We start from the raw sequence: 24,477 nt of genomic DNA on the forward strand, positions 1-24,477 counted from the left end.
ATAAATAAACAATGCCAATTTACACTAGTTTGTTCTAAAAATTACAACTACATCTAGGATCAATATGTATAAGTTATCTGTTGTCTTAGCATCACTGGCGTTGACTGGCTGCGCATCCGTCGCGGGCGAAAAATTTCAGCCTGTATCTATCCAGACCATTCATGAGAGCAAGGAAGTGTCCGGTATTGGCTGCAATCTCAGCAACGATGCAGGCAACTGGTTCGTTGTCAGCCCTGGCAGCGTTATGGTGCATAAGAGCACTGGCGACATGATCGTCGACTGCAAGAAGGGCAATCTGTCTGGAACTTCGACTCTGGTATCAAAATCGAATGGTGCCGTATGGGGTAATATTTTACTGGGCGGCGGTATTGGCTACATTGTCGACCGTAACACAGGGGCAGGATTTGATTATCCCAATACGACAACAATCCAGATGCGGGACATCGCCACAGCTCCTGTGACAGTACCGCCTCCGCAAGCAGCGGTTGAAACAGTCAAGACCAACTGAAACAGGCAAAAAAATGCCCTGTCCGCAGACAGGGCAACCCGGAGTAAAGTACAGCGCGAGGCGTTACCGCGAGGGGCTTAGCCGGCGGCTTTGACTTTCAGCTCGTTCTTGATTTCTTTCACGCCGCTCACGGAAGCGACGATCTGCACGACGCGGTCACCCGCTTCGGCGCTCGGCACGTCGCCCGACAGGACGACCACACCTTGCTGGGTTGCTACCTTGACTGGCAGGGCAGCGGCTTGCGCATCGGCGCTCAGGGCGGCCTTGGCCGAGGAAGTGATGGTTTCATCAGGGACGGCAGCGGCAGCGTTGGCGGCCACTACGGTGTCAGCAGGAGCTTGTGCTTTTGGGGCGGAGTCAGCTGCATGCGAAGCGGTGATCGAGGCGCCCGACAGTACGATAGCGGCAACCAGGGTATTGAACAGTTTCGATGTTTGCATGGTAGTTCCTCTCAATGAAGTTAAAAGCTTCTTACTTGGATAAAGCAACACTTTGAAGCGTCACATCTACCCATACAGCAAGCACCGTGCCAGCTTTTAAACTTCCTTGAAAATCAACAACTTACATTCGAACTCGATTTTTCCAGCCCGTTTCAGACGGATCTGGCCGGAAAAACGGGGCTTTTTGTCGCCTGACAGCGACAGCTTGTGGCAAGACCGTCAATGTTTTACGCCAAGCCCCTGATTTTCAAGGCTTTATTTTTGTCGCTATTCAGCGACAGGGTCACCGTCAAGCCGAAACAGGGCCGGCGTCAACTCGTATTTCTGTAATAAACGGTAGAACTCCGTGCGGTTGCGGTCGGCCAGGCGGGCCGCGTCGGCCACGTTGCCGTCCGTCAGGCGCAGCAATTGGATCAGGTAGTCGCGCTCGAAGCGCTGCTTGGCTTCGTTGTAGCTGAGCGCTTCCAAGGACGGCACGCGTAGCGCGCGCTGCACCAGGGACAAGGGCACCAGCGGCGCCGTGGCCAGCGCGCACACTTGCTCGACGACATTGACCAACTGGCGCACATTGCCGGGCCATGGCGCGGCCACCAGGGCAGTCAAGGCGTCAGGGGCGAAGCCATTCAGGGGTTTCTGGTACTTGGCCGCCAGTTTCTGCAGGAAATGATTCGCCAGCAGGGAGATATCTTCGCGGCGCTCGGCCAGCGGCGGCAGGGTCAAGGTCACCACGTTCAGGCGGTAATACAAGTCTTCGCGGAATTGCCCCTCCTGCATGGCCACGTCCAGGTCGCGGTGCGTGGCGGACAGGAGCCGCACGTCAACCGGACGCGTCTGGTCGGCGCCCACAGGGCGCACGGCCCGTTCCTGCAGCACGCGCAGTAGTTTCACCTGCAGCGGCAAGGGCATGTCGCCGATCTCATCTAAAAACAGGGTGCCGCCATCAGCCGCCTGGAACAAGCCTTCGCGGTTGCCGACGGCACCCGTAAACGAGCCTTTCACGTGGCCAAACAGTTCCGATTCCAGCAGCTGCTCGGGAATGGCGCCGCAGTTGACGGCAATGAACGGCGCCTTGGCGCGACGGCTGGCGTTGTGCAGGGCACGCGCCAGCAATTCCTTGCCCGTGCCGGAGGGTCCGCGGATCAGGATGCTGGCGTCCGATCCCGCCACCAGCTTGGCTTCGGCCAGCAGTTCGGCCATCTGCGAACTGCGGCTGATCAGCTCGGCACGCCAGCTCTCGTCACCGGACGCTGCGGCCGGCATGACGGTGGACAAGTTGATGGCATACGCCACTTTTTCCATCAGCAGCTTGCCGTCGAACGGTTTCGTCAGATACGCAAACGCGCCGCGCGCCGTCGCGTCGACGGCGTCGGGGATGGTACCGTGCGCCGTCAAGAGAATCACGGGCAGGGCCGAATGCTGGCGGCGGATTTCATCGAACAAGGCCAGGCCGTCGCGGCCCGGTAATTGCACGTCGGTAATGACCAGGGCCGGCAATTCCACGGCCAGGCGCGCCAGTGCCGCTTCCGCGCTGCCCACGGCCGTGACCCGATAGTTGCCCGCCTTCAGGCGGATGGTCAGCAGGCGCAGCAGGTCGGGATCGTCGTCGACCAATAGAATGTGGGCGTGCTCGCTCATTTCGGCGCTCCCGCGGCAGGGCGCACGGACAGGCTGCGCTCGATGTTTTTCAGTGCTTCCAGTTTTTCATTGAGCTGGTCGATGCGGCGCTGGGCGTCGCGCAACTGCGTGTTGAGCTTGTCGATGCTCTCTTCCTGGCGGCGCAGCTCCGCATACTGGCTGCCGAGCAATTGCGCCAACGGCGCCAGCAATTGCGCGTCCTTGCCCGTGGCCGTGGCCAGCGGTTCCAGCAAGGCTTGCGCGCGGGCCAGGTCGCCGGGACCGCGCAAGGCCGCTTGCAGCATGGCGCGGCGTAGCGTGTTGTGCGGCGCGTGATCGGCCTTGGCCAGGTCCAGCTGCGCTTTCACCAGTTCCGACGGCGTCATCAGGCGCAAGGCGCCTTGATACGCGAGCAATTCGGTCAGCTGGGGATCGGCCACCACCACCACGCGCGGCGGCGTTTGCACCAGCACGGGCGTCTGGATGGGGGGCTTGGCGGCGCAAGCGCCCAACAGCAGCGCGCTGACGGCCATGCCGGCCAGGGAAATTCTCGTCATCATAAGGGCAGTTCTATCCGAAAATGCGCGCCGGCGGGGCGCGGTAAAAGAGTGACGCTGCCATCGTGGGCGGCGATATATTCGCGCACGATGGACAGGCCGATGCCATTGCCGTTGCGCGCGCCGGCCGCCTGGCGCACTCCCTGGTAAAACGGTTCAAAAATCCGCGCGGCATCCTCGGGCGCCACGCCGGCTCCCTCGTCGATGCAGTCGATGCGCACGCGGCCGCCTTCGCAAGACAGGGTAAACCGTACGGTGCCGCCTTCCGGACTGAAGCGCACGGCATTCGACAACAGGTTCGCCAAGGCCGTCGCCAGCTTGTCGCGGTCGGCCTGCACGATCAGGGACTCGCCCTGCACCTCGACCGTCAAACGGCGCGCCAGCCATTGCAGGCGCTGCCCGGCCACCACATCTTGCAGCAAGACCAGCAGATCGACCTTGCTGTGCGCCAGGTGCTGGGCGTCAAAAGCGGCGGTATTGTAGCGCAGCAAGTCTTCGATCTGGGTTTGCAGCGAGGCCGTGTTTTGCTGCAGGATGCCGGCGATTTCGCGCTGGCTGTCGCTGAGCTTGCCGGCCACCTCGTCTTCCAGCAAGGCCACGCCTTCGCGCAGGGCTGCCAGCGGCGTTTTCAGCTCATGCGAAATGTGGCGCAAAAAACGCTCCTTGTCGGCATCGAGATCGGCCAGGCGCTGGCGCAGCCAGTCGAGCTGCTGGCCCAGGCGGCGCGTATCGGCCGGTCCGCCGACGACGATGGGCTGGTCGTAGCGCTTGTCGCCCAGGCGCTCGATGGCCGTCTCGATGCGACGCAGCGGGCGCGACAGCAAGAAGCCAAAGCAGGTGGCCAGCACGGCCGCCAGCAGCACGGCGCCGCCCACCAGCACGCCCAGCAGGCGGCGCTGGCGTTCCAGCTCGGCCAGCAGGGCGTCGTTGCGGCTGCCGATTTCCGTCTTGCTTTCGCGCGCCAGGCTGTCATTGATCTGCGTCATGCGGGCAAACGCGCGGTACACGACGGCATGGCCATCGCGCTTGCGGCGCTTACCCGCTTGCAAGACTTCCCACGCCGATTGCGCCTGCACCGTCCATTCGTCGGCCAGCTGGGGAGCGAACTCGGGCGTGGCCCGGTTCAGCACTTGCAGCGCCGCCGTCGCTTCGTCGCGGGCCGCCGCGTAGCGCTCGCGGAACACGGGGTCGTCGAGCACGAGGAATTGGCGCGCGCTGCGCTCCATGGCCAGCGTGCGCTCGGACAGGCGCTGCGACTGTTCCGTCAAGGCAATCGCCTGCGCCGCCGTCTCGCGCCCCAGCCGCGCCAGGTGTTCCAGGGTCAGCAGGGCTTGCACGGAGGTGGCCGTCAAAATGCCCGTCGTCAAAATGAAAGCGGCAAATAACAGTTGGCGAAAGGAAAGTCGGGACAAGGTAGGCGCCTTCGGTTCAGTCTGGACAGTAAAAGGCGCATGGTACGCTAAGCTTTCATTCGGAGACGCCACCCACTCTGGAATGATCAATTTTGCAACACTGTCGCTTTTCCAGCCGCCAGCTAGGCCCCGGCGGCGGCACACGAATACTCCTAGTACAATAGAGAAAAGCTTCATACAGGCATCAAACTGGGGCCCGCCCTGGCATTGCGCCAGTTTGCCCCCATATGTGATGCAGCCCCACCGACACTCCGAATCACCTACCGCAGAGATCCCATACCGCATGAGCACATTTGAAAAAGTCAGCAGCAACTTCATTCCAGTCTTGCAGGCAACCATCGAGCAATATGTCGAGCCAGCAACGGGCATGCGCCATATCCACATGCATACCGAGCAGGCTGAGATGGTGTTCCTGGTGGCCTTTCCCACTGTGCCGGAAGTGAGCGACGGGCGCGCCCACATCCTCGAACACCTGGCCTTGTGCGGCTCGTCCCGCTACCCGGTGCGCGACCCCTTCTTCTCGATGCTGCGCCGCTCGACGGCCACCTTCATGAATGCGATGACCTATCCGGACCGCACCGTGTACCCGTTCGCCAGCACCGACCGCAAGGATTTCTTCAACTTGCTCGACGTCTACCTGGACGCGGCCTTCTTCCCGAACCTCGATTACCTGAATTTCCGCCAGGAAGGCTGGCGCCATGCGTTCGAAGGCGACAAGCTCGTGTACCAGGGCATCGTCTTCAATGAAATGAAGGGCGCCTTCAACAGCCCCATGCGCGCGCTCGACAGCGGCATCGCCAGCGCCTTGCTCAAGGGCACGACGTATGAAGTGGAGTCGGGCGGCGATCCACTGGTGATCCCGGAACTGACGCATGCCATGCTGAAAGAATTCCACGCCAGCCACTACCATCCGTCGCAAGCCGTGATCATGACCGCCGGCAATATCGAAGCGTCGGCCGTGCAGGAACAAGTCGCCGAGCGCGTGCTGTCCAAGCTCAGCGGTTTCTCCGAACGCCGCCTGCCGCAGCTGGCGCCCGCGTGGACCGCGCCGCAGGAAAACATCGTCAAGATTCCGTCGCAGGAAGCACGCGACGATGAGTTCGGCCTGCAATTCGCCTGGCTGATGGGCGAGTCGAGCGACCCCATCGCCTACTACCACGCGCATCTGCTGTCGCACGGCTTGCTGGGCGAATCGTCGGCGCCCGTCATGCGCGCCATGGAATCGGCCGGCTATGGCCGCCCATCGGATATGAATGGCCGCGACGCGGGCATCCGCCAGATGGTGTTCCACATCGGCATGGAAGGCTTGACGCAAGAACAGATCGCCGATGCGCACCAGCGCATCTGGACGGCCCTGGAAGAGACGGCGGAAGAGGGTATTCCCGCCGCCGTGCTGCACGCGGCCTTGCGCGACATCAAGTACAGCCAGCGCGAAATCAGCAGCGGCCGCATGCCTTACGGCCTGGGCCGCTTGCTGCACGCCTTGCCGCTGGCCATGTATGGCGGCGACGTGATGGATGCGTTCGACAACGCGGCCATCCTGGAAACGCTGGAACAGCAGATCGAAGACCCGGAATTCTTCAAGCAGCTGGTGCGCGAGCTGATCGCCAATCCGACCCGTTTGACCACCCACGTGGTGCCCGACAGCGCCTACTTCACGGACCGCGCCGCGCAGGAAGACGCCAAGCTGGCGGCCCTGCAAGCGACGCTGACGGATGCCGAACGCGAGCACATCATCGCCGAGTCCGCCGCGCTGGAAGCGCATCAGCAACTGCCATCGAATTCCGAAGTCTTGCCGCGCATCCGCCCCGGCGACGTCAGTGCGCTGCCGCGCCCGGCACTGCCGATTCCCGCCGCCGTCGATGGCGCCGTGGCGTTCAGTATCGCCTCGAACGGCATCAGCTATGCCAACGTGCTGTACGACGTGTCGAACCTGCCGGAAGCGTCGTGGCCCTGGCTGCGCCTGTACACGGACCTGGCGCCGGAACTGGGCGTGGGCGACATGTCGTTCGACGATGCCAGCGCCTGGCGCCAGAGCATGGTCCCCTCGTTCCACATCGGCCTGGAAGCCATTCCCCGCCCGCAACAGGCGATGCGCGTGGAATTGTCGTTCTCGGCCAGCGGCTTGCGTGAAGAACACGCGGCAATCGCCGCCGTGCTGTCGGCCTGGATCGCCAAGCCCCGCTTCGATGAAGAAGAACGCCTGGCTTTCCTGATCGAAAGCCTGGTGCAGGACAAATTGAGCAGCCTGGCCGAATCGGGCAACCGCTACGCCATGCTGGCCGCGGCGGCACCGCTGTCGCCCACGCGCCGCTTCGACGACATCGTCGGCGGCCCGGCAGCGCTGCCGTTCTACCGCCGCTTGCAGCAATTGAGCAAGACGTCGGCAGGCTTGCAGGAAATCGCCCGCGAACTCGACACCCTGCACGCGCACATCATCGCCCAGCAGCCAACCGTGCTGTGCGCAGGCCTGGAGCAAGATGGCATCACCCTGGCCCGCTTGCTGGAATTGCCGGCAGCCAGCACCGATGCCACGACGCCAAGCGACACGGCAACGCCAACTGCCGTGCCGCTGGCCAACACCGCCCTGCATGCGACGAGCCAGATCAACCATTGCTTCGTTTCCTGGGCCGTGCCTGGCGTGCACAATCCGGACGCGTCCGCCCTGGCCGTGGCCGCCGAACTGATGACCAACCAGGTGCTGCATACGGCCCTGCGCGAAAAAGGCGGCGCCTATGGCGGCAGCGCCAGCTATGCGGCCGGCGCCGGCACGTTCACGTTGAGTTCCTACCGCGATCCGCGCCTGGCCGGCACGTACGCCGACTTCGGTACGACCCTGGATCAAATCCTCGACGGCGATTTCTCGCAGGAACAAGTGGAAGAAGCCATCATCTGCGTCATCAAGGGCCTCGACAAGCCGCACTCGCCATACGCGGAAGCGCTGACGGCGTGGAACATGCAGCAGCGCGGTACGACGGAAGCCGTGCGCCAGCAATTCCGCACCGGCGTATTGACCTGCACCCTGGCGCAGATCAAGGAAGTCACGCGCACCTGGCTGAAGAACGGCCAGCCGAGCCGCGCCGCGTTTGCGGGCAACACGACGCAAGACCTGGCCGGCCTGGACGTGGTCGATCTGCTGGCGCTGGCCAGCTAAGGCGTGGGCTTAACAAGTGTTTTGACTTGGCTGTTGCAACGCCTGACAAAACCGTAGCGAGCGGCAGTGATTTGTGGCCGAGAAGCGCAACCGTACTCTAGTACGGTGAGCATCGCCGGCCGCAAAGCGCGACGCGCAGTAGGTTTGGTCAGGCGTTTCCAGGTACGGCGTTCGGCTCCATGAACATCAACTCCCACTGATGTCCATCCAGGTCCTGGAAACTGTGGCCATACATGAAGCCGAAATCCATCGGCTCCTTGTAGATGCTGCCGCCCGCCTGGACGGCCTTCGCCACCAGCTCATCGACTTCGCCGCGGCTCTCGGCCGACAGGCACACGAGCACTTCCGTCGCCACCTTGGTATCGCACAGCTGCTTGGGCGTGAATTGCTGGAATTTGTCGTGCGTCAACAGCATCACGAAGATGTCGTCGGCAACGATCATGCACGTCGCCGTTTCATCCGTGAAGTGGGCATTGAAACTGAAGCCCAGCGCCGTGAAGAACGTTACGGAACGTTCCAGCGACTGGACGGGCAGATTGACAAAGATTTTGCGGGCCATCATGTCTCCTTGTGGGTCGTATGAGTGTGCTGCCCGCCGATTCTACACCGGCTTTTTACGTGCCAGCGCGTCCCACGGTCTTCGGCGCGTAGCCGAAATAGCGGCTGAACGCGGCGCTGAAATTGGACGGATGGCGATAGCCCGTTTGCCAGCCCGCTTGCGCCACCTGGCAACCATTTTCCAGCAGTAACTTTGCCCGCTGCATGCGCAGCGCCAGCAGGGTGCGCTGCGGACTGTCGTTGTAGCGGTAGCGCCATCCCTGCTTGAGCTTGAACAGGCTCAGCCCCACTTGCGCGCACAGGTAATCAAGCGTGAGGTCTTGCGCCATCTGCTCCTGCATCAGCGCGTAGGCACGCTCCAGCTTGATCATCTCGGCCTCGGGCCAGCGCGGCGCGGGAGCGGACGCGGGCGCCGGGCGCAGTGCCCGCAACTGTTCCGCCAGGACACTGAGCACGCCGATATGCACGGCCAGCGGGTCCGTCGCACGCAGCAGCGCCCGGGCCTGCAGGGCGGAGGCCGCCGTGGTGGCCGCATGCGCCAGCTGGCGCGCGCCACCGTGGGGTAACAATGACGCCAGTCCCTCCGGCCAGTAGCGCGCCAGCGCGTCTTCAGCGACCAGCACGCGCAATTGCGCCGCCCGCTGATTCGCCTCGAAACGGCGCTCGCCACTCGTGTGGCGAAACGCCGTCACCGTCGTATGGCCCCCCCGGAAACGCAATTGTTCGCCATCGCGCGTCGTGTAGCAGGATGCGCCTTGCAGGCCGATGGTGATCACCATGCCGCCCGCGTCGTCATGCTTCGATTGCTCGACGAGCGCCAGCCGCGGGCGGTAATCGGAATGCACGAGCAGCAAGCCCTGATCGACTTGCCGCTGGTCGGCGCGGCACTCGCCCATGCCGGGATCGAGCTGGCGCCGCGTCCAGCCTGCCGCTTCCCTGTCCTGTTCCATCATCGCTCCTCCTGTTTTCCCGCGCGCCGTCGCGCATACGAAATGCACCGGGTCGCATACAAATGCAAATGATAATTATTCTCATTGTTGCATAAAATAGCGTTATGCACACCTCGTGCCCACTACGCCGAAAGGAAGCACCATGCCGTTCACCTCGCAACACGCCTTGCAACCCTACTGGGACCTCGCCGTCGCCCCCGTGCAGGCGGACGGGCTGGCCGCCGCCCTGGAACTGGGCATTTTCGAATTGCTGGCCACGCCGCACACGCCGGCGCAGCTGGCCGAAGCCCTGTCGCTGCACGCGCCGCACACGGCCCTGCTGCTGGAATTACTCTGGAGCATGCAGGTGCTGGAACGCGATGCGGCCGACGACGAGGCACAGCGCTACCGCTGCACGGCCGCCACCTTGCAGTATTTCTGCCGCACCTCCCTTGCCTTTTGCGGCGATGCCTGGCTGTACCGGCTGCATGCGCTGCGCCATTTCGCCACGCAGCTGAGTACGCTGGTGCGCGAGGGCGGCAAGGCCGCACCGTACAGCACGGCGAATGGGGTCAACTGGGCCGCTGCCGCGCAGCAGCAAATTGGCCAGGAACAACGCGCCGTCACCATGCGCGCGGCCCTGTCCGTGATGCAGCGCATCGCCCCGTTTTCGAACGGTCACACGCCCTTGCGCCTGCTTGACGTGGGTGGCGGCCCGGGCTGGGTTGCCATTGCACTGGCACAAGCCCATGCGGGCTTGCACGGCTGCGTTTTCGACTGGCCGGAAACGGTGGCCGTGGCGGCCGCGAACATCGCCCATGCGCAACTATCGGACCGGCTGGAGACGCTGGGTGGCGACCTGGACAGTGACGATATCGGCAGTGGCTACGATCTCATCTGGTGCTCGTCCGTGCTGCATTTCGTGCCCGACATGGCGGCGGCCTTGCGCAAGATCCATGCAGCCTTGAAACCCGGAGGCGTCTTCATCTGCGTGCAGGCGGAAATCGCCCCGGCAGCCGGCGACGCGGCGCGCGTGCTGCCGTATTACTTGCCGATGCGCATGCTGGGCCGCACGGTGACGCGCCAGGGAGAATTGGCGCAGCTGCTGCGCGACACGGGCTGGCGGGAAGTGGAACAATACAGCGCCAGCGATTTCCCCATGGCACCCGTGCAGGTGTTGATTGCGCGCGCCTAACAATTATCATTTAATAATTATCTTTTTTATAGCAGAAAAAGGCGCAAATGCGCTAAGCTGTGCCAGCATTGATCGATGTCATCCGCAGCACTCTGCTGCCTCCACAGGGAATCCATCATGAGTCTAAATATCGCAGGGAAAGTCGTCGTCATCACCGGCGCCAGCAGCGGCCTGGGCGAAGCCACGGCACGCCATCTGGCCACACTGGGCGCCTGTGTCGTGCTCGGTGCGCGGCGCATGGATCTGCTCACCATCCTCGCCGAGGAAATCACGGCGGCCGGCGGCCAGGCCGCCATTGCCGATACCGACGTCACGGTGCCTGCCGAGGTCAAGAATCTGATCGACACGGCCCTCGCCGTGTTCGGCAAGGTCGATGTGCTGATCAACAATGCGGGGTTGATGGCCATCGCGCCGATGAGCGCCTTGCAAGTCGACGAGTGGAACAACATGATCGATATCAACATCAAGGGCGTGTTGAATGGCATCGCTGCCGTCCTGCCGCATTTTCAGGCACAAAACAGCGGCCACTTCATCAATATCTCATCGGTGGCGGGACAAAAAGTCTTCAGCCCTGGCGGGACCGTCTACAGCGGCACCAAGTTTGCCGTCAGCGCCATTTCGGAGGGCTTGCGCCATGAGCTGGCGGCCAGCGGCGGCACCATCCGCACCACGACCATCTTGCCCGGCGCCATCGCCACGGAGCTGACGGGCGGCAGCAGCCATGCGGAAAGCGCGGCCGGCTTGAAGGAGTTTTACAAGCAAGCCATCCCCGCCGACGCCGTGGCACGCGCCGTCGCGTATGCAATCGGGCAGCCGGACGACGTGAGCATCAATGAAATCGTGCTGCGCCCGACGGTGCAGGAGTTTTAAGCCGCATCTTGTTGCAGCGACTCGATGATCAGGCTGGCCAGCCGCTCGACGGGCGGCCTCGGCACGCTGGAGGCGCGCAGCAGCTCCAGCGACAACGGGGGCAGGGCGGGCAAGCCCGCCGCCACGTGATCGAGCGCGCGCACGGTTGAGGGCAAGCCCAGGCCCGTGCGCACCGTCACGCCCAACCCGGCTGCCGCCGCCGCCCACAGACCGGCCAGGCTGGGGCTGGTAAACGCCGTGCGCCAGGCGATGCCGGCATGGTCCAGCGCCTGCGTGGCGCAGCGCTGGAACAGGCAGTCGCGGTCGAACGCAATGAGCGGCAACGGTTCGCCCGACTCGGGCCGCCAGGCCAGGCTGGACGAGGCGATCCAGCGCATGGCCGGTTCGGCAATATGCTGGCGCTGCTGCAACGGATACTCGGCCACGTCGGCGATGCACGCGCCGCCCCACAGCAGGGCCAGGTCCAGCTGGCCCATGGCCAGGCCTTGCATCAAGGCCGTGTTGCGCGCCACGTGCGCCTCGATGCGCACCTTCGGATGCGCGCGGGCAAAGCGCCCCAGCACGTCGGGCAGCAAGGCTTCGCCAAAATCCTCTTGCAGGCCCAGCCGGATCCAGCCTTCCAGTTCCGCGCCGCGCAAGGCGACGGCCGCCTCGTCGTTCAGTTCCAGCAAACGGCGCGCGTAGCCGAGCAAGACTTCGCCGGCCGGCGTCAGCGCCAGTCCACGGCCATCCTTGCGGAACAGAGGCATGCCCGCCTGCTCCTCGAGTTTTTTCAGCTGCGCGCTGACGGCCGAGGTGGAACGGCCCACCTTGTCCGCCGCGCGGGCAAAGCTGCCCAGCTCGATGCCAGCCACATAGCTGCGCAAGAAGGCGATGTCGAAATTCAGCAAGCTCATGGCGCGACGGAGATTGTCCTGTTTTATGGGATGGTGACTGGTAAATTATCTGATATTCAGAACGATCGTACTGCGCAACACTGTCAGGGTCAACCACTTTCCCGTCCATGCCATGACCACCAGCTGCCCAACCGTTCCTGTTCCTGTTCCTGTCCCCGTCACCGCGCCCGCGCTGGGCAATGCCCACCGCTGGAAGGTGCTGGCCGTCGGCGTGGCCGCCAATGCCAGCTTTTCCGCCGCCGCCAACGGCATGCCCACCACGGCCATCTGGCTGCGCAGCGGCTATCACCTGAGCAATACGGAACTGGGCGTGGCGCTGGGCGCCATGGGCTTGGGCGTGGCCCTGACCGAATTGCCATGGGGTATGGCCACCGACCGCTGGGGCGACCGCCCCGTGCTGCTGACCGGCTTGCTGGGGACCATGCTGGCACTATTGACCTTGCTGCTATGGATCACCCCGACTGAGGGCACGGTGCCACCGCTATGGGCGCTGGCGGCCGGACTGGCGCTGGTCGGCGTGCTGGGCGGCAGCGTGAATGGCGCCAGCGGGCGCGCCGTGATGCGCTGGTTCGGCGCCGGCGAACGGGGTTTCGCCATGAGCATCCGCCAGACGGCCGTGCCCCTGGGCGGCGGTCTCGGCGCCCTCGTCCTGCCCAGCCTGGCATCGCGCTATGGCTTCATGCCCGTGTTTGGCGCCCTGGCCCTCGTATGCGCCCTGTCGGCGTTTTTTACGTGGCGCTGGATGCATGAGCCCGATTTCTCTGCCGAGGCTGCCACGGGCCCGCACAACGCGTCCACGGGCCTGATGGAGGTCAAGCCTGCGCCGCCCTTGCGGAATCGTAAAGTCTGGCGCATGGTGGCCGCTATCGGCTTGCTGTGCGTGCCGCAATTTGCCGTGCTCAGCTTCGCCACCGTCTTCCTGCACGACCATGGCCACCTGGGCCTGACGGCCATCACGGCCGTGATGGTGGCCCTGCAGGCGGGCGCCATGGTGATGCGCATCTGGAGCGGACGCCATACGGACCGCCACGCGAACCGGCCCGCCTATTTGCGCGGCTCGGCCCTGGTAGCGCTGGCCTCGTTCATTGTGCTTGGATGCATCGCCTGGCTGGACGCGCCGGGCTGGCTGTTGATGGCCGCCGTGGTGGCTGCCGGCATCGCCGTATCCGCCTGGCATGGCGTGGCCTACACGGAGCTGGCCACGGAAGCGGGCGGCGCCAACGCGGGCACGGCCCTGGGCATGGCAAACACGGCGGTCTACGTAGGGCTGTTCCTTACGCCGATCGCCATCCCGCACCTGCTGGCGGCCAGCAGCTGGCCCGTCGTGTGGTGGCTGGCGGGGCTGGTAGCGCTAGGCACCTGGCCCCTGTTTCCCAAGGCTTAGGGCAAGACAGAAATGCGGTAGACGCAGCGCATGGCATTGGCCAGCACATGCTGCTCGCGCACGATGCTGGCGCCTGGCCCCACCACTTCCTGGAACAGCTGCAATTCGGAGCGGCAAAAGCCCTGGCAGGTGCGCGCGGCGGCGCAGATGGGGCAGTGGTCTTCGATCAGCAGCCAGTCGTCGCCGTCCGCTTCCACGCGCGCCATATAGCCCTCTTCATCGCGCACGGCCGCCAGTTGCTGCAAGCGCGTGGGCAAATCCGGCGCCGAGCACGCCAACGCATACGCGCTGCGGCTTTCCTCCTCGCGCTGGGTGATGAGTTTATCCAGCCCCGCTTCGCCGAACAGCTGGCGCACCGAGCCGATCAGCTTGATCGTCAGCTGCGCATGCGTGTCGGGAAAGCGCGCATTGCCCGCCTCCGTCAAGACCCAGTTCTGGCGCGGCCGGCCGGCGCCCGCCTGCGCTTCCTGGCGCCCCTCGATGAGGCCCGCCGCCACCAGCTTTTGCACTTGCTGGCGCGCCGCCTCGCCCGTCATGTCCAGCGTCTTGGCCAGGGTCGCCGTGGAGACGGGTCCCTTGGTCTTGATGAAATACAGGATGCGCTCCGTCGTTTGCGGCGCTTCGCTATTATCCAAACGTTTACTTGTGTAATTCATTTCGCTCAACTATCATGGGGCCAGTTAACCAACTAATTGCTTGCATAATAGGCCGGTAGCTCCCCGCTGTCGAGGAGTTTCCACGTCCGCGTGCCAGCAAGACACTCTTTGGACTGGAATCCCATGCAGCTGCAGCACTCCATCTGGCTGTTTCACGCCATCCTCGCTACCGGCCTGGCCATCTGGCTCACCCTGGCCGCCATCAACAACTTGCACGCCTTCCACGGCTCCGTCTGGGCCATCGGCAACACCATGCGCATGGACCCGCTGCGCCAGGACCCGACCATCCAGACGCCGCTGCTGCGCCGCGCGCTCACATCCTTGAGCTTGCATCGGCTGTCGCTGGGCGTGGTGCTGACGCTGCAACTGCTGGCCGCCATTGCCGCCTGGACGGGCGTGGCGCTGTTTGCCGGCGACGGCCTGGCCGCTGCCTTGCCCTGGCTGAACCTGGCCTTGTGCGCCATGGCCGCCTTTTTGCTGCTGATGCACCTGGGCGGCCTGTGGTTCGGCTACTGGATCGCACAGGAAGGCTTGCAGACGACGCATCTGGTGCTGCTGCTGTGGACCATCGCCCTGTTTGTACTTTTCAACGCGCAGCGGACCTGATCAGCCTCCGCTGCGCCTCTTCTCCCTTTGACTGCAGTAAAGGACTTCATCATGAATACGAAAATCGTCGGCGCCTCCGCGCTGGCCATCACCCTGGCCGTCGCCGGTGCCGCGCTGTATCCGCGTGCCGACTCGCATGCGGCCGATGCCGCCGCCTATCCTGCCACCAAGGTGGCGCTGGTCCCCGTCGTGCTGGGCACGCAGGAACGCTACTTCGCTGGCGTAGGCGAACTGGAAGCGGCGCGCCAGGTGCAGGTGGCGGCTGAGACGGGCGGGCGCATCACGCAGATCCGCTTCGAGTCGGGGCAGACCGTGCCCGCCGGCGCCATCCTGGTGCAGCTGAATGACGCGCCAGAACAGGCGGCCCTGCTGCGCCAGCGCGCACAGCTGAAAAACGCGGAAAGCAGCCATGCCCGCACGGTGCAGATGGTCAAGGAAAAGGCGGCCACGCAGGAGCAGCTCGACACGGCCCTGGCCGCCCGCGACGCGGCCCTGGGCGACGTGCGCCAGACGGAAGCGCTGATCGCGCAAAAGACCATCCGCGCACCGTTCGCCGGGCAGCTGGGCATCCGCAAGGTGCACGCGGGCCAGTACCTGAACGCGGCCGACACGGTGGCCAGCCTGATCGACACGAAGTCGCTGATGGTGAACTTCGCCCTCGATGAACAGAGCAGCGCGAAGCTGGCGCCAGGCCAGGCCGTGCAAGTGCTGGTGGACGCCTATCCCGATGACATCTTCACGGCGAAGATCAACGCCATCGACCCGCTGATCGCCCGCTCGCGCATGGTGCAGGTACAGGCGGCATTGAGCAATCCCCGCGGCGCGCTGAAAGCGGGCATGTACGCGAATGTGCGCGTGGCGCGCGAGGCAGGCCAGCAGCTGACGGTGCCGGAAACGGCGGTGACCTACAGCGCGTATGGCGACACCGTGTTCGTCGCGCAGCAGGAAGGAAAACAGCCGCTCACCGTCAAGCGCGTGGGCGTGAAACTGGGCGAGCGGGCCGGGGGCCGGGTAGCCATTCTTGATGGCTTGCGCGAAGGCCAGCGGGTGGTCGCCTCGGGCCAGCTGAAACTGGCCGACGGCATGGCAGTGCAGGCCGTGGCCAATACCCTGGACGAGGCCAAGCGCGCCGCGCCCAAGGCCGGCTCGTAAGGGAAGGCCATCACCATGAAATTTACCGATTTATTCGTACGCCGCCCCGTGCTGGCGCTGGTGATCAGCACATTGATCCTGATGCTGGGCGTGATCGCCATCCTGCAGTTGCCGATCCGCCAATATCCGATGCTCGAATCGTCCACCATCACGGTGAAAACCACGTATCCGGGCGCCTCGGCGGAACTGATGCAGGGTTTTGTCACGCAGCCGATTGCGCAAGCCGTATCGTCGGTGGAAGGCATCGATTACCTGACCTCGTCGTCGGTGCAGGGCAGCAGCACGGTCACCGTGCGCATGGAGCTGAACCGCGACTCCACGCAGGCGCTGACGGAAGTCATGGCCAAGGTCAACCAGGTGCGCTACAAGCTGCCCGAAGGCGCGTTTGACCCCGTCATCGAGCGCTCGGCCGGCGATTCCTCGGCCGTCGCCTATGTCGGCTTTGCCAGCGAGAGCGTGTCCGCGCCCGCGCTGACGGACTACCTGGCGCGCGTGGTGCAACCGATGTTCGCCACCATCGACGGCGTGGCCAAGGTCGACGTGTATGGCGGCCAGCAGCTGGCCATGCGCCTGTGGATCGATCCGGCCAAGCTGGCCGCGCGCGGCTTGACGGCGGCCGACGTGGCCGACGCCGTGCGGCGCAATAACTACCAGGCGGCGCCCGGCAAGGTGAAAGGACAATTCGTCGTCTCGAACATCAGCGTCAACACGGATCTGACCAGCGTGGCGGAGTTCCGCGACATGGTCATCCGCAAGGGCGGCGATGACAGTGCTGCCCTGGTGCGCCTGAAGGATGTGGGCACGGTGGAACTGGGCGCGGCCGCCACGGAGACGAGCGGCATCATGGACGGCGTGCCGGCCGTGTATCTGGGCCTGTCACCCACGCCAGGCGGCAACCCGCTGGTGATCGTCGACGGCATCAAGAAGCTGCTGCCGGAGATCCAGAAAACCCTGCCACCCGGCGTGAAGGTCGAGCTGGCATTCGAGACGGCACGCTTCATCCAGTCGTCCATCGACGAGGTGGCGCATACGCTGCTCGAAGCGCTGCTCATCGTCGTCATCGTCATCTACCTGTGCATGGGTTCCCTGCGCTCAGTGCTGATTCCCGTCGTGACCATCCCGCTGTCGATGCTGGGCGCGGCGGCGCTGATGCTGGCCTTCGGTTTCAGCATCAATCTGCTCACCTTGCTGGCGATGGTGCTGGCCGTGGGCCTGGTGGTCGATGACGCCATCGTCGTGGTGGAAAACGTGCACCGGCATATCGAGGAAGGCAAGACGCCCGTGGCGGCCGCCCTGGTCGGCGCGCGTGAAGTGGCCGGCCCCGTCATCGCCATGACGATCACGCTGGCTGCCGTGTATGCGCCGATCGGCATGATGGGGGGACTGACTGGCGCGCTGTTCAAGGAATTTGCGCTGACCCTGGCCGGCGCCGTGGTGGTGTCGGGCGTGGTGGCGCTGACCTTGTCTCCCGTAATGAGCTCCCTGCTGCTGCAGCCGAAACAGACGGAAGGGCGCATGGCGCGCGCCGCCGAGCATTTCTTCGAAGGCTTGACCTCGCGCTATGCGCGCCTGCTGGACCGCTCCCTGCACCACCGCTGGCTGAGCGCCGGTTTCGCCGCGCTGGTGATGGTCAGTCTGCCGTTTTTGTACCTGCTGCCGCAGCGCGAACTGGCGCCGGCGGAAGACCAGGCCAGCGTGCTGACGGCGATCAAGGCGCCGCAGCATGCCAACCTCGATTACGTGGAACGCTTTTCCTACAAGCTCGATGACATCTACAAGAATATCCCCGAAACGGACTCGCGCTGGATCATCAACGGCGGCGAAGGCCCGGCGTCTAGCATCGGCGGCATCAACCTGACGCCGTGGGCCGAGCGTTCGCGCAATGCGGCCGTCATCCAGGCGGAATTGCAGCACGCCGTTGGCGACGTGGAAGGCACCAGCATCTTCGCCTTCCAGCTGGCGCCCTTGCCGGGATCGAGCGGCGGCTTGCCCGTGCAGATGGTCTTGCGCAGCGCGCAGGATTACGCCACCCTGTTCCGCACCATGGAAGACGTCAAGCAGCGCGCACGCGACAGCGGCCTGTTTGCCGTGGTCGACAGCGACCTCGATTACAACAACCCCGTCGTGAAAGTACGCGTGGACCGCTCCAAGGCGAACAGCCTGGGCATCCGCATGCAGGACATCGGCGAATCGCTGGCCGTGCTGGTGGGCGAGAATTATTTGAACCGCTTCGGCATGGATGGCCGCGCCTACGACGTCATCGCGCAAAGCCCGCGCGAACAGAGATTGACGGCGCAAGCCCTGACGCAGCAGTACGTGCGCGCCGACGACGGCAGCCTGCTGCCCCTGTCCGCCGTCGTGTCCGTGACGGAACAGATCGAGCCGAATATGCTGACCCAGTTCAACCAGCAAAATGCGGCCACCTTCCAGGGCGTGCCGGCGCCGGGCGTGACCCTGGGCGACGCTGTGGCCTTCCTCGACGGCGTGGCGAAAACCCTGCCGCCGGGCTTCAGCTATGACTGGCAGTCCGATGCGCGCCAGTTCGCCACGGAAGGCAATGCCCTGCTGCTGGCCTTTTTGGCGGCCGTCGTCGTCATCTACCTGGTGCTGGCGGCCCAATACGAAAGCCTGACGGACCCGCTGATCATCCTGATCACCGTGCCGCTGTCGATTTGCGGCGCCCTGATCCCGCTGGCCCTCGGCTACGCCACCGTCAACATCTACACGCAGATCGGCCTCGTGACTCTGATCGGCTTGATCAGCAAGCACGGCATCCTGATGGTGGAGTTTGCCAACGAATTGCAGGTACATGAACAGCTCGACCGCATCACGGCCATCCGCAAGGCGGCGCAGATCCGCTTGCGCCCGATTTTGATGACGACGGCCGCCATGGTGGTGGGCCTGGTGCCGCTGCTGTTCGCTTCCGGCGCCGGCGCCAACAGCCGCTTCGGGCTGGGCGTGGTGATCGTCTCGGGCATGTTGATCGGCACCTTCTTCACCCTGTTCGTGCTGCCCACCGTGTACACCTTTCTGGCCCGCCGCCACACGGCCGACCATGCCACGCCGCGCGCGCGCGACCTGTCCCAGGCGCTGAAGGAATCCCCATGAAAAATTACCGCTATCTCGTCTCCCTTTTCCCCCTGCTGGCCGGCTGCGCCGTCAGCCCCGCCTATGTCACGCCGGGCACGCCCGCCATCACCCTGGCCAGCCCGCAGCAGGCGCAATTCGCACCCGGTGCAAGCGCCGTCAGCGAGGCCGCCTGGTGGACGTTTTTCGACGATGCGCGCCTGTCGCAGCTGATCGCCAGCGCGCTCGAACACAACCTCGATATCGTCCAGGCGCAAGCGAACCTGCTGGCCGCGCGCGCCGTCTTCGACGAGCGCCGGCTCGATGAGCTGCCTGCCGTCACCAGCCAGGCGGGATGGCAACGCCAGGTGCAACAGGACACACCCGATAGCCGCGCCGCCAGCGCCAGCACGCGCGTAGGGTTCGACGCGCAATGGGAGATCGACCTGTTCGGCCGCCTGGCCCATATCAGCCGCTCGGCGCAGGCGCGCGCCGAAGCGGTGCAGGCGGACTTGCGGCAAGTGCAACTGACGATCACCGCCGAGGTGGCGCGCAATTACTACGAGGCGCTGGGCTACCAGCAAAACCTGGCGCTGACGCAGGCGCAGGTGCACAGCTGGCGCGACACCGTCGCCCTGATCGATGCGCGCATCCGTGCCGGCAGCGGCTTGCCGGAAGAGCGCCACAACGCGCTGGCCAACCTGGCCCGCAGCGAGGCGATGCTGCCGCCCTTGCAGGCGGGCTTGCGCCAGGCGCAGTACCGGCTCGATGTGCTGAGCGGCCAGACGCCGGGCGCCATTTCGCTGGCGACCATGCCGCGCCAGGAAGCGCCGCTGGCGGGCCAGCTGCCGCTCGGCGACGTGAACCGCCTGATCAAGCAACGGCCCGACGTGGTGCGTGCCGAACGCCTGCTGGCCGCCTCCAGCGAAGACGTGGGTGCCGCCACGGCCGACCTGTATCCGCGCCTGAGCCTGGGCGGCTTTTTGGGCTTCTTTGCGCTGCGCGGCAGCGGCGTGTTCGACGGCGGCGCGCGCGCCTTCGAGGTGGCGCCCTCCATCAGCTACCCGGCCTTCCGCCTCGGCAGCGTCAAGGCGCGCTTGCGCGGCACGCAGGCCGAAGCGCAGGGCGCGCTGGCGCGCTATGAACAAACGATGTTATTGGCGCAGGAAGACGTGGAAAATGCCGTCACGCAGCTGGCGCAAAACCAGACGCGATTGGCTTCCCTGCTGGAATCGGCGCGCCACGGCAACGCGGCCCTCGGCATCGCCAGCACGCGCTATCAGGGTGGTTCCGGCAGCTACCAGGCCGTGCTGGAAAACCAGCGCGCCTTGTACGATATCCGGCGCGAAGCGCTGCTGGCGGAAACGGCGTCCTATATCGATGCGATTGCCCTGTACAAGGCGCTGGGATGGGGGCAAACTATGTGATCTTTTTAGCTCGGAAAGGCACGCAATGTTCACGCAAGGCAGCTGGCTCAATCCACCGGAAAACTGGTCCGCCGACGGCGCGCAATTGCGCGTGACGACGGATGCCAACACGGATTTCTGGCGCAGGACCGCGTATGGGTTTATCCGCGACAGCGGCCATTTTTTTGGCACGCAAATCGAGGGCGATTTCACGGCGCAGCTGCATGTGGCGGCGCAGTACGCAGCGCTGTACGACCAGGCGGGCATGATGGTGCGCATCGACGCGGAAAACTGGATCAAATGCGGCGTCGAATTTTCCGACGGCCAGTTACTGTTGAGCACCGTGCTGACGGTGGACACATCGGATTGGGCCGTCAGCATCGCTCCCGCCATGCCGGATGGTTTCTGGCTGCGCGTGACGGTGGAAAAGGGCGTGATCCGGGTGCAGTATTCGACCGATGGCAAGCTGTGGCCGCTGCTGCGCCTGGCGCCATTTCCCGAGGCCAGCAGCTACCTTTTCGGGCCCATGTGCTGCACGCCGGAACGCGCCGGCCTCGAGGTCGCGTTTTCGCAATTTACGCTGGGCCCGGCCCAGCGCAAGGACTTGCACGACCTCACTTGAGTGCCCGTGTGTGCATGGCGGATCAGACGGCGGAATCCGTCCACTGATTATCGATGCACCATTGCCGCACATCGGCGATCAGTTGCGCTGAAACGGGCTGGAGTCCCGGGAGTTTTTTCTCGTATTTACGGATGCTGGCGGCAAAAAAAGTGAAGAAAGCGGTGCCGATCAATTTGCGTTGCCCAGGCGTGTCTTTTTTCACCGGCACGAAGTCTTCCTCGTCCATGGCGATATCGAGGCCGAACATGTTGTCGCTGGCGTAATAGCGGCAGAATGTTTTTCGCTGCAAGTCTTTTGGCACGCAGCGCAGGCAGACAAACAATTCCCAGTCGAGATCAGGATATTTTTCTTCCATCAAGGGACCAAGCTGCCGCAGTTCATGACCAATATCAAAGACCTTGGTCCAGCTTGGCGAGTCCGATGTCGTGTCTATGCGCATCTTTGTTTTCTCCGAGTGCAAGAACCGCATGATACGCGCATCGTCCTTCAGGCAGCGCGCGTGCCACCACGTGGCAAGATCAATCCGCCCGCGCCACCCACGTCTCGTGCAAATGGCGCCACAGCAAGGCGCCATCCGGCGTTTTCTCATACACGACGGTCGACAGCCGCTCGGTGTTTTCTGCGCCGGGCAGCGACTGGAATTCGCGGTAAGACACGGTGGCGCCGGCGGCGCTGTCCTGGATCAATGCCAGGTCGGAAATACGCATGCTGAGGCCCGGACGGCTGCCACCGGCGCCATGGAAAAACGCCGCCAAGCCGGCATGATCGAGCTGCTTGCCACCGGGTGACACCATCGTGAACGCGGGCGAAAAACGCGCGAGCAAATCAGCGCAATGTTCCGGCGCCGTGGTCTCGCCGGAAAGCCATGCGCGGATCAGCACATGCGTGGATAACACGTCGTCAAAACAGGGATTCGTTGTCTTCATTTTTTGCTTGCTCCATGGTGATGTAAAAGGTCGAGAACGGCGCGGTTGTCGATGCGCATGCACAGTGCCACAGGCAGCACGCACGCGCTGGCGGCCAGCGCAAAGCACCAGTGAAAGACCCGCGCCGCGCGCGCATGCAGGGCAGGGTCGTCCAGGGTGGCGATGCCCTGCGCCGCCAGCAAGCCATTCAGAAGTACGCTGAGCAGCGCCACGCCCAGGCAAAAGCCCAGCTGGCGGTTGATATTCCACACGGCGCTGGCCTGGCTCAGTTGCGCGTCGGGCGTGCGCAAGAACGCCGTGCTTTGCGCCGTGCTGCTGCACAACCCGCCGCCAAAGCCCATCACGGCATACGCGCCGGCCAGCCAGAACAGCTGATCGGCCGCAGCCACGCGCAGCAGCATCAGCATGCCCGCCGCCTGCAGCAGCGCACCAAAGATGAACAGGGGTTGCGGCCCCACGCGGCGGTAGCTTTTTCCCGTGAGCGAGATGGCCGCAAACGAGGCCAGCGCCCACGGCAGCATCAGCGCGCCCGCCGTCGACGCCGACATGCCCAGCACGCCCTGCAGGTACAGCATGGCCAGCAGGCTCACGCCCATGAAGACGCCCGGCACCAGCAAATACATCAGCATGGCAATGCGCAGCAGCGGTTCGGCGGCCAGGCGCAGGTTGAGCAGCGGCGTCGACTTGCGCAGCGCGCCGCGCACGTAGACCCATGCGCAGGCGGCGCCCAGGGCCAGCACGCCGGCGCCGGCCGGCAGCTCGCCCGGCGTGCCCAGCATGGTCAAGCCCAGCAACAGCAAAAGGATGGCTGTGCTGCCCGCCACAAGGCCGCCCGTGTCGAGGCGGGGCACTTGCGCGCGCGGCGGGTCGGGACGCAGCCAGCAAGCGGCCAGCAGCAGCGCCAGCGCGGCAAACGGCACGTTCAGGTAAAAAATCCAGCGCCACGACAGGCTGTCGACGATGACGCCACCCAAGGCGGGCGACAGGGCCGGCGCCAGCAAGCCCACCAGCATGATGACGGAGGACAGGCCGGGACGCTCGGCAGGCCGATACAGCTGGTAGGTCATGCTTTGCCCCAGCGGAATGAGCAAGCCGCCACCCAGGCCCTGCACGCAGCGCCAGGCGATCAGCGCCTCGATCGAGGGCGCCAGGCCGGCGCCGATGCTGGCGCATAAAAAAGTTAGCAACGATGCCATGAACACGGTTTTGCTGCCATAATAGGCAGCCAGCCAGGCGCTGGCCGGGATGACGATGGTCAGGCCGAGGATGTAGGCCGTACTGATCCAGGCCAGCTGCGCCACCGAGGCGTGCAGGGCATGGCCGATGTCGGGATAGGCGACGCTGGTGATGAACATGTTGATCAGGTCGACGAAAAACCCCAGCAGATAGATGGCCGCCACTTTTTTGCGATAGTCCATGGTGCTCCGAATGGCAAACGGCCAGCTTAAGCGCCTAGCGCCATTTGCGTAACGGGCCGGCCCCGATTACACTGTCAAACAAATTTTGACAAACCGCTGGAAGCCGCATGTTTATTCATTTTTATTTATGATCAGTCTCGACCGCCTGGGTATTTTCATCGCCATCGTCGATGCCGGTTCGCTGACGGCCGCCGCCGCCGTGCTGGGCCAGAGCAAGGCCGTCGTCAGTTTTAACTTGAAACAGCTGGAAGCGGAGCTGGGCGTGTCGCTGCTGACGCGCAGCACGCGCAGCCTGGCGCTGACCGACGTGGGGCGGCGCTTTTATGAGGATTGCCAGCGCGTGCTGAGCGAAGCCCAGGGCGCCATCGAAACGGCGCGCCAGGGCCACCAGGGCTTGCGCGGCACCCTGCGCCTGACGACCACCGTCGAATACGGCAGCCGCACGGTGATCCCCGCGCTGATCGCCTTTGCCGCCGCCCACCCGCAATTGCAGATCCAGCATTCCTCGTCGTCGTCGCATGAAGACCTGATCTCGGGCGGCTATGACCTGGCCATCCGCATGGGTTCACTCAACGACTCAAGCTACCGCGCCGCGCTGATCGAGCCGTATGCGATCTGGCCTGTCGCCTCGCCCGCCTACCTGGCCAGCCTGCCCGGCCGCGACATCGCCACCTTGCCCGACTTGCAGCGCGCGCGCTGGCTGGCGCACAGCCGCCTCAGCACGCCCCTGCGCTGGGAGGTGCACACGCCCGACGGTCCCGCCGCCTTTGCCGTACAGGACGACGCCGCCATCCATTCCGACTCCGCCTCGGCCCTGCTGGGCTTTGCCCTGGGCGGCTGCGGCGTGGCCCTGCTGCCGCAATGGCAGGTGGAGGGGGAAGTGCGCGCGGGACGCCTGCGCCGCCTGCTGCCCGACGTCGCCTTCCCGGAGCAGGGCGTGTATGCCGTGTATCCGAACACGCAGCATATCGCAGAAAAGGTGCGCGCCTTTATCGACTTTTTACGCACGTTCGTGGGCACGCCGGACTGAGATTTCACTTCGTCAATATTTGACGATGACAACGGTTTCCAAGGGGCAAACGAGCGCCCCTTTCGGTTTTCACGGCCT

Annotated in this window: 22 protein-coding genes; 11 read left to right on the top strand and 11 right to left on the bottom strand. The window is 64.4% G+C overall.

The features are described from left to right. The first annotated feature begins 64 nt into the window (after positions 1–64). The gene (locus U0004_RS01250; RefSeq protein ID WP_071653706.1) at positions 65–508 is read left to right on the top strand and encodes a hypothetical protein; all 444 of its coding nucleotides are present in this window, start codon (positions 65–67) and stop codon (positions 506–508) included. Positions 509–585: 77 nt separating this feature from the next. Here the strand turns inward: U0004_RS01250 and U0004_RS01255 are convergent, their stop codons facing one another. From U0004_RS01255 to U0004_RS01270, 4 genes are all read right to left on the bottom strand, one after another. Beyond that, a complete protein-coding gene (locus U0004_RS01255) occupies positions 586–948 on the bottom strand; it encodes a BON domain-containing protein (RefSeq protein WP_034752546.1) in 363 nt (120 codons plus the stop codon). Between the two features lie 267 nt (positions 949–1,215). Further along, positions 1,216–2,583 carry a sigma 54-interacting transcriptional regulator gene (locus tag U0004_RS01260; protein WP_070257872.1) on the bottom strand — a complete coding sequence of 456 codons (1,368 nt, stop codon included), beginning with the start codon at positions 2,581–2,583 and terminating at the stop codon, positions 1,216–1,218. Next, the gene (locus U0004_RS01265) at positions 2,580–3,122 is read right to left on the bottom strand and encodes a hypothetical protein (RefSeq protein ID WP_070257871.1); all 543 of its coding nucleotides are present in this window, start codon (positions 3,120–3,122) and stop codon (positions 2,580–2,582) included. The genes U0004_RS01260 and U0004_RS01265 overlap by 4 nt, the downstream gene beginning before the upstream one ends. Beyond that, a complete protein-coding gene (locus U0004_RS01270) occupies positions 3,119–4,531 on the bottom strand; it encodes a HAMP domain-containing sensor histidine kinase (RefSeq protein WP_070257870.1) in 1,413 nt (470 codons plus the stop codon). Before U0004_RS01270 ends, U0004_RS01265 begins: the two co-directional genes overlap by 4 nt. 283 nt (positions 4,532–4,814) lie before the next feature. Here U0004_RS01270 and U0004_RS01275 point away from each other — a divergent pair, with 283 nt between their 5' ends. Further along, complete coding sequence (locus U0004_RS01275) at positions 4,815–7,685, top strand: insulinase family protein (protein WP_070257869.1); 2,871 nt, start codon at positions 4,815–4,817, stop codon at positions 7,683–7,685. Positions 7,686–7,833: 148 nt separating this feature from the next. Here the strand turns inward: U0004_RS01275 and U0004_RS01280 are convergent, their stop codons facing one another. Both U0004_RS01280 and U0004_RS01285 read right to left on the bottom strand, forming a co-directional pair. After that, positions 7,834–8,244, bottom strand: coding sequence for a VOC family protein (locus U0004_RS01280; RefSeq protein ID WP_070257922.1), 411 nt, complete (start codon positions 8,242–8,244; stop codon positions 7,834–7,836). A gap of 55 nt (positions 8,245–8,299) precedes the next feature. Then, on the bottom strand, positions 8,300–9,196 hold the full coding sequence (locus U0004_RS01285; protein WP_070257868.1) for a helix-turn-helix transcriptional regulator: 897 nt from the start codon (positions 9,194–9,196) through the stop codon (positions 8,300–8,302). Between the two features lie 139 nt (positions 9,197–9,335). Between U0004_RS01285 and U0004_RS01290 the strand changes: the two genes are divergently transcribed. After that, positions 9,336–10,367, top strand: a complete 1,032-nt coding sequence (locus U0004_RS01290; RefSeq protein WP_070257867.1) for a methyltransferase domain-containing protein — start codon at positions 9,336–9,338, stop codon at positions 10,365–10,367. A gap of 117 nt (positions 10,368–10,484) precedes the next feature. Next, complete coding sequence (locus tag U0004_RS01295) at positions 10,485–11,237, top strand: SDR family oxidoreductase (RefSeq protein WP_070257866.1); 753 nt, start codon at positions 10,485–10,487, stop codon at positions 11,235–11,237. Here U0004_RS01295 and U0004_RS01300 read toward each other — a convergent pair. Further along, entirely contained in the window at positions 11,234–12,133 is a 900-nt protein-coding gene (locus U0004_RS01300; protein ID WP_070257864.1) for a LysR substrate-binding domain-containing protein, read from the bottom strand. The two genes, U0004_RS01295 and U0004_RS01300, sit on opposite strands and share 4 nt — an antisense overlap. Before the next feature lie 112 nt (positions 12,134–12,245). On the opposite strand from U0004_RS01300, the gene U0004_RS01305 reads away from it, so the two are divergent. Continuing rightward, positions 12,246–13,517, top strand: coding sequence for an MFS transporter (locus tag U0004_RS01305; RefSeq protein WP_070257863.1), 1,272 nt, complete (start codon positions 12,246–12,248; stop codon positions 13,515–13,517). Here the strand turns inward: U0004_RS01305 and U0004_RS01310 are convergent. Continuing rightward, entirely contained in the window at positions 13,514–14,173 is a 660-nt protein-coding gene (locus U0004_RS01310) for a helix-turn-helix transcriptional regulator (RefSeq protein WP_034782669.1), read from the bottom strand. The two genes, U0004_RS01305 and U0004_RS01310, sit on opposite strands and share 4 nt — an antisense overlap. A gap of 123 nt (positions 14,174–14,296) precedes the next feature. Here U0004_RS01310 and U0004_RS01315 point away from each other — a divergent pair, with 123 nt between their 5' ends. From U0004_RS01315 to U0004_RS01335, 5 genes are read left to right on the top strand one after another with little or no spacing between them, the layout of a single operon-like run. Beyond that, entirely contained in the window at positions 14,297–14,779 is a 483-nt protein-coding gene (locus tag U0004_RS01315) for a DUF2165 family protein (RefSeq protein ID WP_070257862.1), read from the top strand. 51 nt (positions 14,780–14,830) lie between these two features. Further along, positions 14,831–15,931: an efflux RND transporter periplasmic adaptor subunit gene (locus tag U0004_RS01320; protein WP_070257860.1), complete on the top strand. Its 1,101-nt coding sequence runs from the start codon at positions 14,831–14,833 to the stop codon at positions 15,929–15,931. A gap of 15 nt (positions 15,932–15,946) precedes the next feature. Further along, a complete protein-coding gene (locus U0004_RS01325; RefSeq protein ID WP_070257858.1) occupies positions 15,947–19,039 on the top strand; it encodes a MexW/MexI family multidrug efflux RND transporter permease subunit in 3,093 nt (1,030 codons plus the stop codon). Beyond that, positions 19,036–20,424 (top strand): efflux transporter outer membrane subunit, encoded by a 1,389-nt coding sequence (locus U0004_RS01330; RefSeq protein WP_070257857.1) that lies wholly within the window; start codon positions 19,036–19,038, stop codon positions 20,422–20,424. The genes U0004_RS01325 and U0004_RS01330 overlap by 4 nt, the downstream gene beginning before the upstream one ends. 25 nt (positions 20,425–20,449) lie before the next feature. Next, positions 20,450–21,025 (top strand): DUF1349 domain-containing protein, encoded by a 576-nt coding sequence (locus tag U0004_RS01335; RefSeq protein WP_070257855.1) that lies wholly within the window; start codon positions 20,450–20,452, stop codon positions 21,023–21,025. A gap of 22 nt (positions 21,026–21,047) precedes the next feature. Here the strand turns inward: U0004_RS01335 and U0004_RS01340 are convergent, their stop codons facing one another. The 3 genes from U0004_RS01340 to U0004_RS01350 all read right to left on the bottom strand — a co-directional run bounded on the left by U0004_RS01340 (position 21,048) and on the right by U0004_RS01350 (position 23,369). After that, positions 21,048–21,464 carry a hypothetical protein gene (locus U0004_RS01340; protein ID WP_070257854.1) on the bottom strand — a complete coding sequence of 139 codons (417 nt, stop codon included), beginning with the start codon at positions 21,462–21,464 and terminating at the stop codon, positions 21,048–21,050. 79 nt (positions 21,465–21,543) lie between these two features. Continuing rightward, the gene (locus U0004_RS01345) at positions 21,544–21,951 is read right to left on the bottom strand and encodes a hypothetical protein (RefSeq protein WP_070257853.1); all 408 of its coding nucleotides are present in this window, start codon (positions 21,949–21,951) and stop codon (positions 21,544–21,546) included. Next, positions 21,948–23,369, bottom strand: coding sequence for an MFS transporter (locus U0004_RS01350; protein WP_070257852.1), 1,422 nt, complete (start codon positions 23,367–23,369; stop codon positions 21,948–21,950). The genes U0004_RS01345 and U0004_RS01350 overlap by 4 nt, the downstream gene beginning before the upstream one ends. 127 nt (positions 23,370–23,496) lie before the next feature. On the opposite strand from U0004_RS01350, the gene U0004_RS01355 reads away from it, so the two are divergent. Further along, positions 23,497–24,399, top strand: a complete 903-nt coding sequence (locus tag U0004_RS01355) for a LysR family transcriptional regulator (protein ID WP_070257851.1) — start codon at positions 23,497–23,499, stop codon at positions 24,397–24,399. Positions 24,400–24,477 lie beyond the last annotated feature (78 nt).

Origin of the sequence: Janthinobacterium lividum, assembly GCF_034424625.1 — a bacterium.
Lineage (GTDB): Bacteria > Pseudomonadota > Gammaproteobacteria > Burkholderiales > Burkholderiaceae_D > Janthinobacterium > Janthinobacterium lividum.